This is a genomic window from Acidovorax sp. CF316 (genome assembly GCF_000276605.1).
Classification (GTDB): Bacteria; Pseudomonadota; Gammaproteobacteria; order Burkholderiales; family Burkholderiaceae_C; genus Acidovorax.
Window position 1 is genome coordinate 48,232 of record NZ_AKJX01000111.1, and the last position, 17,323, is coordinate 65,554.

A 17,323-nucleotide genomic window follows, 5' to 3' on the forward strand; every position below is an offset into this window, starting at 1 on the left:
AATCACCCGATAGCCAGCCACAGCCAGCCCGTCTCCGAAGGGGCTTCCGGCGTCCGAAGCCAGCTCTGTTTCCACATACGTCTCAGAGAAAAAAGGGTTTCCTGCCGTGGCGCAACCAATCAACCAATCCCCCCGTTTCGCACTCCGTCCGCTGGCCTTGCTGGCCGCCTTGGCGTGCGCCTCCTTCACCGGCGTCCAGGCGCAGACCGCGGGCGCACCCGTGCAGATCGTGGCCGCGGGCCCTGCGCTCAAGGAGGTGGTGATCAGCGGTTCGCGCAGCGAGCAGAACCCCGACGACCTGCCGATGAGCATCGACGTGATCAACGCGCGTGCGCTCGAAGAGGGCCAGGTGCGCGACATCCGCGATGCGGTGCGCGAGCTGCCCAACCTGTCCGTCACGCGCTCGCCGGCGCGCTTCTCGCTGGCCAGCGGCTCCACCGGCCGCGAGCAGAACGCGGGCTTCAACATCCGCGGCCTGGACGGCAACCGCGTGCTGATGATGGTGGATGGCATCCGCCTGCCGCGCAGCTATGTGTTCAGCGCCAACGCCTTCGGCCGCGACTACCTGGACATGGGCCTGCTGCAGCGCATCGAGGTGGTGCGCGGTGCCACTTCGGCGCTGTACGGCTCGGACGGCATGGCCGGCCTGGTGAACTTCATCACCGTGGAACCCGAGAACTTCCTCAAGGACGGCAAGACGCTGGGCGGCCAGGTGAGCGCGGGCTACGATGGCGACGACCACGGCAAGCGCCTGGGCGCCACGGTGGCGGGCCGCGTCAACGACACGGTGCAGTGGCTGGTCAGCGGCAGCGTGAACCGCGCGCGCGAGCTCGACAACATGGGCACCAACGATGCGTCCAACGCCGACCGCACCCTGCCCAACCCGCAGAAGGACCAGGGCGGCGCCTTGCTGGCCAAGGTGGTGCTCACCCCCGGCGGCGGCCAGCGCCACGCCTTCACGGTGGAGCATGTGGACAAGACCTCCGACTACGAGCTGCTCACCGCGCGCTCCAAGCCGCCGCTGGCGGCCACGTCCACGCTGTCCTCCCATTCGTCCACCGACATGCAGCGCAGCCGCGCCACCTGGGAGGGCAGCTGGCGCCTGAACGCCGGCTTTGCCGACGACGTGAAGGCCACGCTGAGCTTCCAGGACGCACATTCGCGCGAGTACGCCTTCGAGGACCGCAACACCGCCGCCGACCGCGTGCGCGACGTGACTTACGACGAGCGCAGCTGGCAGGCCAATGTGCAGGGCAGCAAGGTGCTGCGCACGGGCGGCAACTGGGTGCAGAAGATCACCTACGGCATCGACCATTCGTCCGCCAAGGTCACCAACCTGCAGGACGGCGTGACGCCGCCCGTGGGCGAGACCTTCCCGCTCAAGCGCTTCCCCGACACCACCGAAACCAGCACCGCGCTGTATGTGCAGGACGAGATCGTGAACGGCCCCTGGAGCGTGACGCCCGGCGTGCGCTTCGACACCTTCCGCATCAAGGCCGACCAGAGCGGTTTCGGCGCGCAGGCGGTCTCGCTCTCGGGCAATGCCACCTCGCCCAAGCTGGGCCTGCTGTACCGCGCCACCGACGCCTGGAGCGTGTTCGGCAACTACGCGGCGGGCTTCCGTGCGCCCAACGCCGGCCAGGTCAACGCCTTCTTCGAGAACCCGGTCAGCAACTACAAGACGGTGCCCAACGGCAACCTCAAGCCCGAGAAGAGCCAGAACTTCGAGATCGGCGTGCGCGGCCGCATGGATGCGCTGTCCATCGAAGCCGCCGCCTTCACCGGCCGCTACAAGGACTTCATCGAGGACCTGCGCCAAGTGGGCGGCACTGGCGCGCCGGGCAACCCGCTGGTGTTCCAGTCGGTCAACATCGGCCGCGTCAAGCTCAATGGCTTCGAGGTCAAGGGCGACGTGCGCTGGGGCAATGTCGCCGGCGGCCAGTTGAGCACGCCCTTCGCCTACGGCCAGACGCGCGGGCGCGACACGGCCACCGGCAAGCCCGTCAACACCGTGGACCCCTCGCGCCTGACGGCCGGCCTGCGCTACGACACCAGCGCTTTCATGGTGCGCCTGGACATGACGCACGCCGCCGCCAAGAAGGCCGAGGACGTGACCCTGGCCACGGGCAGCACGCAGTACCTCACGCCCTCGTACACGGTGCTGGACCTGTCGGGCCAGTGGCGCATCCGCAAGGACCTGCGCCTGAACGCCGGCATCTACAACCTGACCGACAAGAAGCACTGGCGCTGGGCCGACGTGCGCGGCCTGGCCGCCAACGCCAGCTTCATCGACGCCTACAGCCAGCCCGGCCGCAATGTGCGTGTCTCGCTGGTCGCGGACTTCTGACCGAACTTCCGAACCCATCCATCGCGGCTTTCCTTCCAGGGAGACAGACCATGAGCCATGCTTCCGATACACCCGCATCCCGCGGCCATTGCGACGAGGAGTACAGCCTGCCCTGCGCCGAAGCGCTGCTGGCCGGCACCCTGGCGCTGATGACGGGCTACGTGCAGGCCTGCTGCGACAGCCACCGCGATGCGATGGGCCGCAAGATCACCGCCAACCTGCAGATGCTGGCCGACGCCGAAGGCTTCACGCCGCATTTCCGCACCGTGGTCTGGAGCCTGCAGGGCCGCTGGGCCCAGCAGAGCGCCGGGCAGGCGGCCGATGCCGCGAATGCGGCCCTTTCTGCGGCAGAGCAGCGCCGCGCGCTGTGGATCCCCGCCCCCGAAACCGTCCAATGAGCATGACCTCTTCCCACCAACCCGACCCCAACGGCGTGCGCCTGCAGACGGCCCCCGCCATCCGCGAGCAGTTCGCCGCCATGCGTGCCACCGGCAAGCGCGCCAAGGATGCCGCCGAAGCCCTGGGCCTGTCCGAAGGCGCGGCCATCGCCGCGCATGCGGGCGAGCACGAACATCCGCTCAAGGCCGTGCCGCTGCAGGGCTCGTGGCTGCAGCTGCTGCAGTCGCTCGAAGCCTGCGGCCCGCTGATGGCACTCACGCGCAACGAAGGCGTGGTGCACGAGAAGACCGGTGTCTACATGAACATCTCGGCCACGGGGCCGGTGGGCCTTGCCTTGAGCGAGGACATCGACCTGCGCCTGTTCTTCGCACAGTGGCATGCAGGCTTCGCGGTGACCGAGGCCGCCGCCGACCCGGCACGCCCGCCCCAGCGCAGTCTGCAGTTCTACAACGCCCACGGGCGTGCGGTGCACAAGGTTTTCGTGCGCGAGGCCACCGACCTGGCCGTGCTCGATGCCGTGGTGCAGCGCTTTGCGCAGCCGAGCGCGGGCTATGTGTTCGGCGCCGCGCCGCCGGCCGAGGTGCCGCGGCCCGATGCCGAGATCGACGCCGCCGGCCTGCGCGCAGGCTGGGCCGCGATGCAGGACACGCACGAGTTCTTCGGCCTGACCAGGAAGTTCGGCGTGGAGCGCCAACAGAGCTTTCGCCTGGTGGAAGGGCAGTTCGCCTGGCGCCTGGCGAGGGAATCCGTCACCGCCGTGCTGCAGCAGGCAGCGGCGGGCGGCCTGCCCATCATGGTCTTCGTGGGCAGCGGCGGCTGCATCCAGATCCACACTGGCCCCGTGGCCAACATCAAGCCGCTGGACACGCCCGGCGGTGCGCAGTGGATCAATGTGCTCGACCCCGGCTTCAACCTGCACCTGCGCACCGACATGGTGGCCAGCGTGTGGCTGGTGGAAAAGCCCACCGCCGACGGCGTGGTGACCTCGGTCGAGGCCTTCGACCATGCGGGCGAACTGATGGCCATGTTCTTTGGCGCGCGCAAGCCCGGCCAGGCCGAGCTGCAGGGCTGGCGCGACCTGGCAGCCGGCTTGCCGCGACAGCAGGAGCTGGCCCATGCTGCGTGACACCGGGTTGATCGAACGCCGCCATCTGCTGCGCGGTGCGGTGGCATTGCCGCTGTCCTTCGCGCTGGGCCAGGCCCATGCCGCAGGGGCTGCCCGCATCGTCTCGCTGGGCGGCGCGCTGACCGAGGTGGTCTACCTGCTGGGCGCGCAGGCGCAATTGGTAGGCACCGACACGACGAGCCTGTTCCCCGAGGCCGCGCTCAAGACCGCCAAGGTCGGCTACATGCGCCAGCTCTCGGCCGAGGGGCTGCTGTCCCTCAAGCCCGATGCCGTTGTGGGCACCACCGAGGCCGGCCCGCCCGTGGTGCTGGACCAGGTGCGCAGCGCCGGCGTGCGCGTGGAGCTGGTCAAGGCCGACCACACCTGGGACGAGGTGCAGCGCAAGGTGGCCACCGTGGGCCGCGTGGCGGGCCGCGAGCGCGAGGCCGCTGCCCTGCAGGCCGATCTCGACGCCCAGTGGGCGGCGGTGCAAAAGAGCGTGGCCGCGGCTGCGCGGCGCCCGCGCGCGATCTTCATCCTCTCGCACAGCGGCAGCCCCATGGTGGCGGGCACCGGCACCGCGGCCGACGCGCTGATCCGCTTTGCCGGCGGCACCAACGCCATCACCCAGTTCGCGGGCTACCGGCCGCTCACGGCCGAGGCCATGGCCAGTGCCGCGCCCGATGTGCTGCTCAACAGCACCCAGGGCATCGAGGCGCTGGGCGGCGAGGCGGCCTTCTGGCAGCGGCCGGAGCTGGCCCTTACCCCGGCCTTCCGCCGCAAGGCCCTGGTGACCATGGAAGCCAGCCAACTGCTCGGCTTCGGGCCGCGCCTGCCTGGCACCGTGCGGGAGATCCAGGCGCGCCTGCAGGCGATCACCGCGTGAGCGGGCTGGCAACCGCCGTGCAGCCGGTCCCGCGGCGCGCTCCAGGGCGCCTGTCGCAGCGCGCCGCGCTGGCGCTGGGCCTGGCGCTGGTGGCGCTGGCCTTTGTGTGGGCCAGCACCCAGGGTGCCTACGCCATCGCACCGGCCCAGCTGTGGCAGGTGCTGCTGCAGGCCGTGGGCGCTGCAGCGGTGCCCGAGCAGGCGCCCGAGTACCTGGTGTTCGTCAACATCCGGTTGCCGCGCCTCTTGATGGGCGTGGCCGCCGGGGCTGGCCTGGGCCTGGCCGGCGCGCTGATGCAGGGGCTGTTCCGCAACCCGCTGGCCGACCCCGGCCTGATCGGCGTGAGCAGCGGGGCTGCGCTGGCCGCGGCGCTCACCATCGTGCTGGGCAGCCACTTCCTTCCCGACATGCCGCGTACCCTGGGCAGCTGGTCGCTGGTGATCACGGCCTTTGGCGGTGGACTGGTGGTCACGGCGCTGATCTACGGGTTGGCGCAGGCCGATGGCGGCACGCGCATGGGGCTCATGCTGCTGGCGGGCGTGGCCGTCAATGCGCTGGCGCTGGCGGGCCTGGGCTACCTCAACTTCATCTCTACCGACGAGCAGCTGCGCAACATCCAGATGTGGCTGCTGGGCAGCCTGGGCGGGGCGCGCTGGAGCGCCGTGGCCCTGGTGGGCAGCGTGGTCGCGGTGGCCTGCGGCCTGGGCCTGGCGCTGGCGCGCCCGCTCAATGCGATTGCCCTGGGCGAGGCACAGGCTGCGCTTTTGGGCGTGCCGGTGGAGCGCACCAAGCGCCTGGCCGTGCTGGTCACCGCACTGGCCGTGGGCGCGGTGACCGCGGCCACGGGCATCATCGGCTTCATCGGCCTGGTGGCACCGCACTGGGTGCGCCTGGTGGCCGGGCCCGACCACCGCGTGGTGCTGCCCTGCTCGGCCCTGCTGGGCGCCACGCTGGTGCTGGTGGCCGACGTGGTGGCGCGTACCATCGTCAAGCCGGCGGAGTTGCCGCTGGGCGTGCTCACCGCCTTCATCGGCGTGCCCTTGTTCCTGGCCATGCTGCGCCAGTTCCGGAGCAAGGTATGAGCGCCAATCCGCTTTGCGCCGGTGATCCACTGGTGTGCGATCAGTTGGGGGTGGGCCTGCCGGGCCGGCCATTGCTGGCCACCGTGCATGCCCGCCTGGCCCCGGGGCGTTTCACCGCGATCCTCGGCCCCAATGGTGCGGGCAAGTCCACGCTGCTGTCCATGCTCTCGGGCCAGCGCGCGCCGCGCTTGGGTGCGGTGAGCCTCGGGGGCCGGGCGCTCTCGGCCATTGCCGCGCTGGAACTGGCGCGCCTGCGCGCCGTGCTGCCGCAGGAGACGGCGGTGGCCTTCGATTTCACGGTGCAGGAGGTGGTGGAGATGGGGCGCTTTCCCCACCGCCAGTCGCCCAGCCGGCACGAGGCACGCATTGCCCACGAGGCCATGGAGTCCACGGGCGTGGCCAATCTGGCGGGGCGGGGCGTCAACACCTTGTCCGGCGGCGAGCGCGCACGCGCCCACCTGGCCCGGGCCCTGGCCCAGATCTGGGAGCCCCGGCCCGACGGCGCCACGCGCTGGCTGCTGCTCGATGAACCCACTGCCGCGCTCGACCTGGCGCACCAGCACCAGGCCATGGCCCTGGTGCGCCGCTGGGCGGTGGAGCAGGGCATCGGCGTGGTGGCCGTGCTGCACGATTTGAACCTGGCGCTGCGCTATGCGCACGATGTGGTGCTCATGGGCGCGGGGCGCTGCGATGTGGGGCCCACAGGCGAGACGTTGGACGCCGCCGCCATTGCGCGTGTGTGGGGCGTGCAGTGCTCCGAGGTGCGCGCCAGCGATGGCACGCCGCAGTTCCTGGTGGCGGCCGGATGAAGCGCAGATGACGATTCGGTCATCTGCCGGCGCCTTGCCCTTGGGCGCATGGGGATATGCGCAGTGGCGCATGCTGCGCCGCGCCATCTTGTCACTAGAATGCGCGCACACCATGCGCCGCCTGCTGCTCGTCTTTCTGCTGCTGTTCATGCCGCTCCAGTCCGTCTGGGCCGCGGCATCGCCGTACTGCGGGCACGAGGCAGCGCCGCAGGCATCGCACTTCGGCCACCACGTGCACGAGCACCAGGCCGATGGCGCGCATGCAGCGCCTTCCCTGGCGAGCGAAACACCGGACCACAAGGGCCTCGCCACCTCCGGCACGGCGGACATGGACTGCCATGCCTGCCACGGCGCGGGCAGCGGCATGGCCTTGAGCGCGAGCGTCCAGGCCATCGTGGTCTCGGTGGGCCGTCCAGCGCCCCAGATGGCACCGGCCTGGGTGCACCCCCCGCTTTCCCGCCCCGAACGCCCCAACTGGTCCGTCCTCGCCTGAGCGGCGAGGCGGGCTGCGGGTAGCCCCTTCCTGACGATTCCACGCTGCCCTGGCGGGCAGCCGCGGCGCGCGCGTGCGTGCCGGGTGTCGTGCCTTGCCGATTTCAACCCCGTGGCCCGTGGCCACTGCAGAGGAATCGGATGCAACGAACGAGAAGAACGAATCACACCCCACGGCTGTGCATGGCGGCCGTGGTCGCCCTGGCGTGGGCGCTGGCCGGCAGTGCCGCGCTGGCCCAGTCACCACCGGCACCGCCACCGCTCACGCTCAAGGCCCTGTTCGACAGGGCCTGGGAGCGCCAGCCCGAGGCGCAGTCGGCCGCGCTGCGGCGCGAGTCGGCGCAGGCCGCGCGCAGCGGCGCGGCGTCCTGGACGGCCGAACCCGCGGCACTGGAGTTGTCCACCAAGAGCGACCGCCCCGGCAGCAACCAGGGCAGCCGCGAGGTCGAGCTGGGCGTGGCCCTGCCACTGTGGCTGCCTGGTGAGCGCGCACGCAAGGCCGCGCTGGGCGATGCCGAGATCAAGGCCGTGGAGAGCCGCCGCCTGGCCGCCCAGCTGCAGCTGGCCGCCAGCGTGCGCGAGGCCTGGTGGGCGCTGCAGCGTGCGCAGGCCGAGCTGGGCCTGGCGCAGGACCGGCTGCAGAGCGCGCAGCAGCTCGCAGCCGACGTGGCGCGCCGTTTCAAGGCCGGCGACATGGCGCGTGCCGACCAGACCCAGGCCGATGGCGCCGTGGCCCAGGCCGAGGCCGCCGTGGCCGAAGCCCTGGGGGCACGCGATGTCGCGCAGGCGGCCCTGGCGGCCTGGGGCGGCCAGGAGGTGCTGCCCGACGCTGCAGAGCCCGAGGCCGAAGCCTTGCCCGCCGCCGGCCTGCCCGCCGACCACCCGGCCGTCGCCGACTGGCAGGACCAGGCCGAGGTGGCGCGCCGCGCCGCCGACCTGGCCGTCGTGCAGACCCGTGCCAATCCCGAGCTGACCGTGGCTGCCACGCGCGGGCGCGAGCAATCGGGCGAGCGCTACCTGCAAAGCTTCACCGTCGGCGTGCGCGTGCCCCTGGGCGGCGGCGACCGTGCGCGCGCCAAGGAGGCCGCCGCACGCGCCGACGCACTCGACGCCGAAGTGCGCGCCCGCGTCGAGCAGGACCGGCTGGCTGCCGACGTGGCCGCTGCCACGGCGCGTGTGAAGGCCACCCAGGCCCAGCGCGAGGCCATGGCCCGCCATGCGGCACTGGCGCGTGACACGCGCGGTTTCATCGACAAGGCCTTCCGCCTGGGCGAGGCCGACTGGCCCACGCGCCTGCGCGTGGAACTCGAAGCCGTGCAGGCCGAGCGGCAGCTCGCGCGTGCCCGCATCGATGCTGCCGCCGCCGTCTCCACCTTGCGCCAGGCCCTGGGCCTGTTGCCGCAGTGAGCGCCCCGCTTCCCCCCAAACCCATTTTGTGACCACCATGCAATTCCCTTCCTTCTTTACCACCCTGGGCCTGGCCCTGGTGCTGGGGTTCATGCCCCTGTGGGCCCATGCCCATGGCGACGATGGCGCAGCGCCCGCCGCTGCGGCCGGCACGTCCCTGCCACGCTTTGCCGCCACCTCCGACCTGTTCGAGCTGGTTGGCGTGCTCGATGGCAAGCAGCTCGCGCTCTACCTCGACCATGCGGGCGACAACAGCCCCGTGAAGGAGGCGCAGCTGGAGCTGGACATTGCCGGCACGCGCGTGCCCGTGACCCGCGTCGCGGACGGCGAGTTCCAGGCTGCGCTGGCGGCACCACTGGCCGAGGGCATGAGCCCCGTCACCGCCACCGTGGTGGCTGGCGCCGAGACCGATCTGCTGGCCGGCGAGATCGACGTGCATGCCGACGCACATGCCGCTGCCGAGCCCACAGGCCGGCGCAAGGCTTGGGTGGCGGGCGTTGTCGCTGCCGTGCTGGCGGCCTTGGCCGCCGTGTGGGGCCTGCGCCGTGGCCGCACCGCCCGCGTGGGAGGTGCAGCATGAAGCATTGCATTGCAACGCGCACCCTGGCGGCCTTGCTGCTGGCCGCCGGCCTGTACGCCCCGCTGGGCGCTGGGGCCGGCGAAGGCCATGACCATGGCGATGCCCCTGCGGCCGCCGACGGCAATGGCCCCAAGCGCCAGCCCGATGGCAGCGTGTTTCTGCCCAAGCCCGCGCAGCGCCAGCTCGGCGTGCGCACCCTGGTGGCGGCCGAAGGCCGCCATGCCAAGGCCTTCGAACTGGCCGGCACCGTGGTCATGGACCCGAATGCCGGCGGCAAGGTGCAGGCCGCGCTGGCCGGCCGGCTGGAGGCCGGGCCCAAGGGCCTGCCCGGTGTGGGCCAGGCGGTGCGCAAGGGCGAGGTGCTGGCCTATGTGGTGCCCACGGCGGGCGCCATCGAGCGCTCCAACCAGCTGGCCCAGCAGGCCGAGCTGCGCGCGGCGCGCGACCTGGCGGCACGGCGCGTGGCGCGCCTGAAAGAGCTGGCCGACACCGTGCCGCGCAAGGAGATCGAGGCGGCCGAGAGCGAGCTGCACAGCTTCACCCAGCGTCTGGGTGCAGTGGGTGCCGGCCTGTCCACGCGCGATGCGCTGGTGGCTCCGGTCTCGGGCGTGATCGCCTCGGCCAATGCCGTGGCGGGCCAGGTGGTGGATGCGCGCGAGCTGCTGTTCGAGGTGGTGGACCCGGCGCGCCTGCGCGTGGAGGCCCTGGCCTACGACACGGCCCAGGCCCACAGCGTGGCCGGCGCCGCGCTGGCCGTGGGCGGGCAGCGCGTGCCGCTGCGCTTCCTCGGGGCGGCGCGCAGCCTGCGCGAGCAGGCGTTGCCGCTGCAGTTTGCCGGTGACTCGGCCGTGCTCGGCACTTTGGCCCTGGGCCAGCCGGTGCGCGTGTTCGTGCAGTCCACCGAGCAGGCCGCTGGTGTGCAGGTGCCCGTGGCTTCGCTGCTGCGCAACCCCGCGAACCAGACCATCGTCTGGATCAAGGAGTCGCCCGAGCGCTTCGTGCCGCGCGTGGTCACCTTCGTGCCGCTCGACGGCAGCTCGGTGGCCGTGACCTCGGGCCTCAAGGCCGGGGACCGCGTGGCCACGCAGGGCGCCACGCTGATCAACCAGGTCCGCTGAGGGAGCCGCAATGTTCAAGTGGCTCCTCGAAAACAGCCTGGCCAACCGGCTGCTGGTGCTCATCGCGGCCGGCGTGCTCATGGCCTATGGCGCCTTCACGCTCTCGCGCACGCCGGTGGACGTGTTCCCCGATCTCAACAAGCCCACGGTCACGCTGATGACCGAGGCCGGCGGCATGGCCGCCGAGGAGGTGGAGCAGCTCATCACCTTCCCGCTGGAGACGACCATGAACGGCCTGCCCGGCGTGGAGAGCGTGCGCTCCACCTCCAGCGCGGGCCTGTCCTTCATCTACGTCACCTTCGACTGGAGCACGGACATCTTCCGCGCGCGGCAGATGGTGTCCGAGCGCCTGTCGTCCATGGAGGAGGGGCTGCCCGTGGGCGTCACGCCGCGCATGGGGCCCATCAGCTCCATCATGGGCGAGATCATGCAGGTGGCGATCCCCATCGACGTGCAGCGCACCACGCCCATGGCCGTGCGCGAGTATGCCGACTGGGTGCTGCGCCCGCGCCTGCTGGCGATTGCCGGCGTGGCGCAGGTGATTCCCATCGGCGGCGAGGTGCGCCAGTTCCAGGTGCAGCCGCAGACGGCGCGCATGGCCGAACTGGGCATCACGCACGACCAGCTCACGGGCGCGCTCAAGGGCTTCTCGGCCAATACCTCGGGGGGCTTCCTGGAGCTCAACGGGCGCGAGTACCTGATCCGCCACCTGGGCCGCACCTCGCGCCTGGAAGATCTGCAGAATCTGGCGCTCACCGCGAAGAGCGGCCAGCCGGTGCTGCTGCGCCAGGTGGCCGAGGTGACCTTCGCCGCAGCCCTCAAGCGCGGCGACGCGGGCTTCGAGGGCAAGCCCGCCGTGATCCTCGGTATCCAGAAGCAGCCCACGGCCGACACCATCGCGCTCACGCGCAGCATCGAGGCGGCACTGGGCGAACGGAAGAAGTCGCTGCCCGCGGGCATGGAAACGCCGCGCGTCACCTTCCGCCAGGCGAGCTTCATCGAGGCCTCGGTCACCACCCTGCAGGGCAAGCTCATGGGCGCCTCGGTGTTCGTGGCGGTGATTCTGTTCGTGTTCCTGGGGACGCTCAGGCCCACGGTGATCGCGCTCACGGCCATCCCGGTGTCGATCTTCATCACGGCGCTGGTGTTCAAGTACTTCGGCCTGTCCATCAACACCATGACGCTCGGGGGCCTGGCGATTGCCATCGGCGGCCTGGTGGACGATGCGGTGGTGGACGTGGAGAACGTGCTGCGCCGCCTGAAGATGGACCGCGCCAAGCACCCCCAGCACCGGCTGCACCCGCTGGAGGTGGTCAAGCTCGCATCGATGGAAGTGCGCTCGGGCATCCTCTGCGCCACGGCCATCATCGTGCTCGTGTTCCTGCCGCTGTTCGCGCTGCCGGGCATCGAGGGGCGGCTGTTCGTGCCCCTGGGCATCGCCTTCATCGTCTCCACGATCGCGTCGCTGCTGGTGTCGGTCACGGTCACGCCGGTGCTGGCGTTCTACCTGCTGCCGCGCATGAAGAACCTGGACCATGGCGACACGCGCGTGGTGGCCTGGCTCAAGGCGCGCTACCGCGGCGGGCTCACCCGGGTGCTGGCGCGCCCGCGTGCCGCCATGGCCGTGAGCGCCGTGGCGGTGGTGCTGTCGGTGGCGGCGGTGCCGTTCTTTCCGACCACCTTTTTGCCGCCCTTCAACGAGGGCACGCTGCTCATCGGCATGCGCCTGAACCCGGGCGTGACGCTGGCCGAGTCGACCGCCCTGGCCAGCCAGGCCGAGGTGCTGGTGCGCCAGGTGCCCGAGGTCACTCACGTGGGCCGGCGCAGTGGCCGGGCCGAGCTCGATGAACATGCCGAGGGCGTGCACGTGAGCGAGCTCGACGTGGGCCTGCTGTCTGCGGCCGAACTGCAACGCAGCATGGCCGAGGTGCAGGCCGACATCCGCAGCCGGCTGGCGCAGATGCCGGCCGCCATCGCCATCGGCCAGCCGATCTCGCACCGCATCGACCACATGCTCTCGGGGGTGCGCTCGCAGATCGCGATCAAGCTTTTCGGCGAGGACCTCGATACCCTGCGCGGCCAGGCCGATGCGCTGCGTGCGCGCCTGGCCGCCATCGACGGCCTGGCCGACCTGGAGGTGGAAAAGCAGGTGCTGGCGCCGCAGATCACCGTGCGCGTGGACCACGCCGCAGCCGCCCAGTACGGCGTGCCTGCAGCGCAGGTGCTGGCCACGCTGCAAGGGCTGGTGGAAGGCGAGAAGGTCACGCAGATCGTGGAGGGCAGCCGCCGCTTTGCGCTGGTGGTGCGCTTGCCGGAGAGTGCGCGCTCGCTTGAAGGCCTGGCGCAGATCATGATCGAGACGCCGCGCGGGCGCGTGCCGCTGTCGCGCCTGGCCAGCATCGAGGATGGCGACGGCCCCAACCAGATCAGCCGCGACGATGGCAAGCGCCGCATCGTGCTCTCGGCCAACGCGCAGGGCAGGGCGCTGTCCGACGTGGTGGCCGACATCCGCAAGGTGGTGGACGAGACGCGCCTGCCCGACGGCTACTTCATCACCCTAGGCGGCCAGTTCCAGGCACAGGAGGAGGCCAGCCGCCTGGTGGGCATGCTGGCCATCGTCTCGCTGGTGCTGATGTTCGTGGTGCTGTACACGCGCTACCGCTCGGCCACGCTGTCGGCGCTGATCATGGCCAACATCCCGCTGGCGCTGGTGGGGGCCGTGCTGGGGCTGTGGATCTCGGGCCAGCCGCTGTCGGTGGCGGCGCTGATCGGCTTCATCACGCTGGCCGGCATCTCGGTGCGCAACGGCATCCTGAAGGTCAGCCACTACCTGAACCTGATGCGCGTGGAGGGCGAGAACTTCGACACCGCGATGATCGTGCGCGGCTCGCTGGAGCGGCTCTCTCCCGTGCTCATGACCGCCCTGGTCACAGCCTTCGCGCTGGCGCCGCTGCTGCTGGAGGCCGAGCGCCCCGGCACCGAGATATTGCACCCGGTGGCGGTGGTGATCTTCTCGGGCCTGATCAGCTCGACCCTGCTCGACACCTTCCTCACCCCGGCCCTGTTCTGGCTGTTCGGCCGCCGCGACGCCGAGCGCCTGCTGGACGACAAGAACGCCGAGGCCTTCTGACCGTGTCTTCCCTGTTCCCGCAACCCTTTGAAAGGACTTCCATGACAAGCAAGCATCTCCTGGCCGCACTCGCGCTGGCCCTCTCCGGCGCCGCATTCGCTGCCGGCGACCACAGCCATGGCGACGACCACAAGCCGCAGCATGGCGGCATCGTGGCCGGCACGCACGACATGGACTACGAGCTGGTGGCGCGGCCCGACGTGATCACCCTGCACCTGCGCGACCACGGCAAGCCGGCCAGTTCGCAGGGCGTGGGCGCCAGGCTCACGCTGCTCAACGGCACCGAAAAGTCCGAGGCCGTGCTGGTACCGGCCGGCGAGGGCCGGCTCGAGGCCAAGGGCACGTTCAAGGTGGCGGCCGGCACCAAGGTGGTGGCGCTGGTGACCTTGCCGGGCAAGAAGCCTGCGAACGTGCGTTTTGCGCTGAAGTAAGCAGACACCCACGCCTGCCGGTGCGCAATCCGTCACGGAAGTGGCGCCCGATGCACCGGCAAGCACTGCGTGCTGCGCATGCCTGGCCTACCATGCCGGCATGCCTGCTTCCACCGACTTCGATTTCGCCGCGCTGGCCGAGGGCATCGCCCAGGCCAGCCGCGCCGCCCTGGCCGATATCTCCGAACGCTGCGGCCCCGGCGACCCCGTGTGCGCCTTCACCCTGTACACCGATGACGGCGCCATGACCGTCTGCCCGGCCCTGATCACCGAATCGCAGGTGCGCGAGCTCACCGAGCGCCATCCGGACGATGCCGGCTACTACCGCTACAGTTCCTCGGAATGGCCCCTGGAGGGCGAGGGCGCCAACGGCGCCTTCAATGACCTGTGCACGCTGGTGCGTGAGCATGTGCTGGCGCTGCCGGACGAGGGTGGCGATGCCGCCTTCACCGCCTTTCGCGCGCAACTGCTCGAAACCATGGTCCAGGTGCTGGAACGCCTGCGCCGCGAAGACCCGGCGTTCGCCCGCGAATCGCTGATGCTGCAGGTGGCCGTGTCGGATGGCGACGAGCCTGCCGAGGTTCTGAACCAGTGGGTGGCCCGTCTGAACCCGCCCGCCGTGGCGACCCGGTTCAAGGCCTGGACGGATACCTGGGGTTAGCCGTCAGATCAGTATTCCAGGCGTTCCGGCCGGATCTCCTGCAGGATCGTCGTGGCGATCTCCTCGATCGACTTGGTGGTGGTGGACAGCCAGCGGATGCCCGCGCGGCGCATCATGGCCTCGGCATCGGCCACCTCGTTGCGGCAGTTGACCAAGTCGGCGTACTTGGAGTTGGGCCGGCGCTCGTTGCGGATCTCGGACAGGCGCTCGGGCTGGATGGTCAGGCCGAAGATCTTCTTGCGGTGCGGCTCCAGCGCGGGTGGCAGTTGGCGGCGCTCGAAATCCTCGGGGATCAGCGGGTAGTTGGCGGCTTTCATGCCGTACTGCATGGCCAGGTAGAGGCTGGTGGGGGTCTTGCCGCTGCGGCTCACGCCCACCAGGATCACGTCGGCACCAGCCAGGTCACGGTTGCTCTGGCCGTCGTCGTGCGCCAGGCTGAAGTTGATGGCCTCGATGCGGTCGGTGTATTCCTTGCTGCGGCTCACGTCCGAGAAGCGGCCCACGCGGTGGTGGGACTTGATCCCGAGCTCCTCCTCCAGCGGGTGCACGAAGGTGCCGAACATGTCCAGAAGCATGCCCTTGCAGCCTTCCTGGATGACGCGCAGCACCTCCATGTTGACCAGCGTGGTGAAGACGATGGGCTTCTTGCCCTCGATCTCGGCCGTGTGGTTGATCTGGCGCACCGTCTGGTGCGCCTTGTCCACGCTGTCGATGAAGGGCAGGCGCACATGGCGCGGTTTCATCTCGAACTGGGCCAGGATGGCGTTGCCGAAGGTTTCCGCGGTGATGCCGGTGCCGTCCGAGACGAAGAATACGGTGCGCGTGTGCATGGTGCAGGGTCGTTGGTGGGGGAGTCGTGGTGCCGGGACTACAGGCATCGTAAGCAGGTTCCTGCATGTTCCGGGCGCGGCAGGCCTACAATTGTGTCAATTATCCAAATTTCTCAACCATGCACGCCGTCGGCACACAACCACAACGACAAAGCCTGATGAGCCTGTGCATGGCCGCTCGCCCCACGGTGCCCCTTGGTAGGGGCGGGCGCGCAGACGACCCGGTTTCAACTTCTGGAGCTTTCCCATGTCTGCACTTTTCAGCCCGACCGCCCTGGTCGTACCGTTTGAAAACCTGAGAATGACCGATGTCGAGTCGGTGGGCGGTAAAAACGCCTCCCTCGGCGAAATGATCTCCCAACTGCCCGAGGGCGTGCGCGTCCCCACCGGCTTTGCCACCACGGCACACGCCTTCCGCGAATTCCTGGCCCACGACGGCCTGGCCGACAAGATCAGCGCCAAGCTCGCCAGCCTGGACACCGAAGACGTGCGCGCCCTGGCCAAGGTGGGCGCCGAGATCCGCGCCCTGGTCGAGGCCCAGCCCTTCCCGGCCGACCTGCAAAAAGCCATCGGCGAAGCCTTCGCCACCCTGTCCGAGGGCAACCCGCAGGCCAGCTTTGCCGTGCGCTCGTCCGCCACGGCCGAGGACTTGCCCGACGCCTCGTTCGCCGGCCAGCAGGAGACCTTCCTGAACGTGGTGGGCATCGACGACGTGCTGCACAAGATGAAGGAGGTGTTCGCCTCCCTGTACAACGACCGTGCCATCTCCTACCGCGTGCACAAGGGCTTCGCTCACGACGTGGTGGCCCTGTCGGCCGGCGTGCAGCGCATGGTGCGCTCGGACCTGGGCGCTGCGGGCGTGATGTTCACCATCGACACCGAGTCGGGCTTCGAAGAGGTGGTTTTCATCACCAGCAGCTACGGTCTGGGCGAGACCGTGGTGCAGGGCGCCGTGAACCCGGACGAGTTCTACGTGCACAAGCCCACCCTCAAGGCCGGCAAGAAGGCCGTGATCCGCCGCAACCTGGGCAGCAAGCTGGTGCAGATGGTGTTCTCCAGCGCTGAGGAAAAGGCCGCGTCGGGCAAGCTGGTCAAGACCACCGACGTGCCCACCGAGCAGCGCAACCGCTACTCGCTGAGCGACGCCGACGTGCAGCAGCTGGCGCATTACGCGCTGGTGATCGAGCAGCACTATGGCCGCCCGATGGATATCGAATGGGGCAAGGACGGCACCGACGGCCTGCTCTACATCCTGCAGGCCCGCCCCGAGACGGTGAAGAGCCAGTCCAAGGGCCAGGCCGAGATGCGCTACAAGCTCAAGGGCCAGGGCACCGTGCTGGCCGAAGGCCGCGCCATTGGCCAGAAGATCGGCACCGGCCCTGTGCGCCTGGTGCACAACATCTCCGAGATGGACAAGGTCCAGCCCGGCGACGTGCTGGTGACCGACATGACCGACCCCAACTGGGAGCCGGTGATGAAGCGTGCCAGCGCCATCGTCACCAACCGCGGCGGGCGCACCTGCCACGCCGCCATCATCGCGCGCGAGCTGGGCATCCCGGCCGTGGTGGGCTGCGGTGACGCGACCGAGCTGCTCAAGGACGGCACCCTGGTCACCGTGAGTTGCTCCGAAGGCGACACCGGCCGCATCTACGACGGCCTGCTGGAAACCGAGATCACCGAGGTGCAGCGCGGCGAGATGCCGAGCATCCAAACCAAGATCATGATGAACGTGGGCAACCCCCAGCTGGCCTTCGACTTCTGCCAGTTGCCCAACGAGGGCGTGGGCCTGGCGCGGCTCGAGTTCATCATCAACAACAACATCGGCGTGCACCCCAAGGCCATCCTGGACTACCCACAGATCGATGCCGATCTGAAGAAGGCGGTGGAGTCGGTGGCCCGCGGCCATGCCAGCCCCCGCGCCTTCTACGTGGACAAGGTCGCCGAAGGCGTGGCCACCATCGCTGCGGCGTTCTACCCCAAGCCGGTGATCGTGCGCCTGTCGGACTTCAAGAGCAACGAGTACCGCAAGCTCATCGGCGGCAGCCG

The 17,323-nt window shown here is 70.0% G+C and carries 15 protein-coding genes; 14 read left to right on the forward strand and 1 reads right to left on the reverse strand.

Annotated features, from left to right (window positions below):
- Positions 1 to 106: 106 nt before the first annotated feature.
- The 13 genes from PMI14_RS12225 to PMI14_RS12285 all read left to right on the forward strand — a co-directional run bounded on the left by PMI14_RS12225 (position 107) and on the right by PMI14_RS12285 (position 14,447).
- Positions 107 to 2,347 (forward strand): TonB-dependent hemoglobin/transferrin/lactoferrin family receptor, encoded by a 2,241-nt coding sequence (locus tag PMI14_RS12225; protein ID WP_007854692.1) that lies wholly within the window; start codon positions 107 to 109, stop codon positions 2,345 to 2,347.
- Between the two features lie 50 nt (positions 2,348 to 2,397).
- Entirely contained in the window at positions 2,398 to 2,745 is a 348-nt protein-coding gene (locus PMI14_RS12230; protein WP_007854695.1) for a hypothetical protein, read from the forward strand.
- Positions 2,742 to 3,872 carry a hemin-degrading factor gene (locus PMI14_RS12235; RefSeq protein ID WP_007854696.1) on the forward strand — a complete coding sequence of 377 codons (1,131 nt, stop codon included), beginning with the start codon at positions 2,742 to 2,744 and terminating at the stop codon, positions 3,870 to 3,872. Before PMI14_RS12230 ends, PMI14_RS12235 begins: the two co-directional genes overlap by 4 nt.
- A complete protein-coding gene (locus tag PMI14_RS12240; RefSeq protein ID WP_007854697.1) occupies positions 3,862 to 4,737 on the forward strand; it encodes a hemin ABC transporter substrate-binding protein in 876 nt (291 codons plus the stop codon). Before PMI14_RS12235 ends, PMI14_RS12240 begins: the two co-directional genes overlap by 11 nt.
- Positions 4,734 to 5,819 carry an iron ABC transporter permease gene (locus PMI14_RS12245; RefSeq protein WP_007854698.1) on the forward strand — a complete coding sequence of 362 codons (1,086 nt, stop codon included), beginning with the start codon at positions 4,734 to 4,736 and terminating at the stop codon, positions 5,817 to 5,819. Before PMI14_RS12240 ends, PMI14_RS12245 begins: the two co-directional genes overlap by 4 nt.
- Positions 5,816 to 6,628: a heme ABC transporter ATP-binding protein gene (locus PMI14_RS12250; protein WP_007854699.1), complete on the forward strand. Its 813-nt coding sequence runs from the start codon at positions 5,816 to 5,818 to the stop codon at positions 6,626 to 6,628. Before PMI14_RS12245 ends, PMI14_RS12250 begins: the two co-directional genes overlap by 4 nt.
- A 112-nt stretch (positions 6,629 to 6,740) precedes the next feature.
- Positions 6,741 to 7,121, forward strand: a complete 381-nt coding sequence (locus PMI14_RS12255; RefSeq protein ID WP_035203517.1) for a hypothetical protein — start codon at positions 6,741 to 6,743, stop codon at positions 7,119 to 7,121.
- A 182-nt stretch (positions 7,122 to 7,303) separates the two neighbouring features.
- Positions 7,304 to 8,527, forward strand: coding sequence for a TolC family protein (locus PMI14_RS12260; protein WP_007854701.1), 1,224 nt, complete (start codon positions 7,304 to 7,306; stop codon positions 8,525 to 8,527).
- 37 nt (positions 8,528 to 8,564) lie between these two features.
- Positions 8,565 to 9,107 (forward strand): hypothetical protein, encoded by a 543-nt coding sequence (locus PMI14_RS12265; RefSeq protein WP_007854702.1) that lies wholly within the window; start codon positions 8,565 to 8,567, stop codon positions 9,105 to 9,107.
- Positions 9,104 to 10,225 (forward strand): efflux RND transporter periplasmic adaptor subunit, encoded by a 1,122-nt coding sequence (locus PMI14_RS12270; protein ID WP_007854704.1) that lies wholly within the window; start codon positions 9,104 to 9,106, stop codon positions 10,223 to 10,225. The genes PMI14_RS12265 and PMI14_RS12270 overlap by 4 nt, the downstream gene beginning before the upstream one ends.
- 10 nt (positions 10,226 to 10,235) lie before the next feature.
- Positions 10,236 to 13,355, forward strand: coding sequence for an efflux RND transporter permease subunit (locus tag PMI14_RS12275; protein WP_007854705.1), 3,120 nt, complete (start codon positions 10,236 to 10,238; stop codon positions 13,353 to 13,355).
- Between the two features lie 41 nt (positions 13,356 to 13,396).
- A complete protein-coding gene (locus PMI14_RS12280) occupies positions 13,397 to 13,786 on the forward strand; it encodes a hypothetical protein (protein ID WP_007854706.1) in 390 nt (129 codons plus the stop codon).
- 100 nt (positions 13,787 to 13,886) lie between these two features.
- Complete coding sequence (locus tag PMI14_RS12285; RefSeq protein WP_007854707.1) at positions 13,887 to 14,447, forward strand: DUF4303 domain-containing protein; 561 nt, start codon at positions 13,887 to 13,889, stop codon at positions 14,445 to 14,447.
- Between the two features lie 8 nt (positions 14,448 to 14,455).
- Here the strand turns inward: PMI14_RS12285 and PMI14_RS12290 are convergent, their stop codons facing one another.
- Complete coding sequence (locus PMI14_RS12290) at positions 14,456 to 15,277, reverse strand: pyruvate, water dikinase regulatory protein (RefSeq protein WP_007854708.1); 822 nt, start codon at positions 15,275 to 15,277, stop codon at positions 14,456 to 14,458.
- 247 nt (positions 15,278 to 15,524) lie between these two features.
- Between PMI14_RS12290 and ppsA the strand changes: the two genes are divergently transcribed.
- On the forward strand, positions 15,525 to 17,323 hold a 1,799-nt coding region (gene ppsA, locus PMI14_RS12295), incomplete at its 3' end, for a phosphoenolpyruvate synthase (protein ID WP_007854710.1).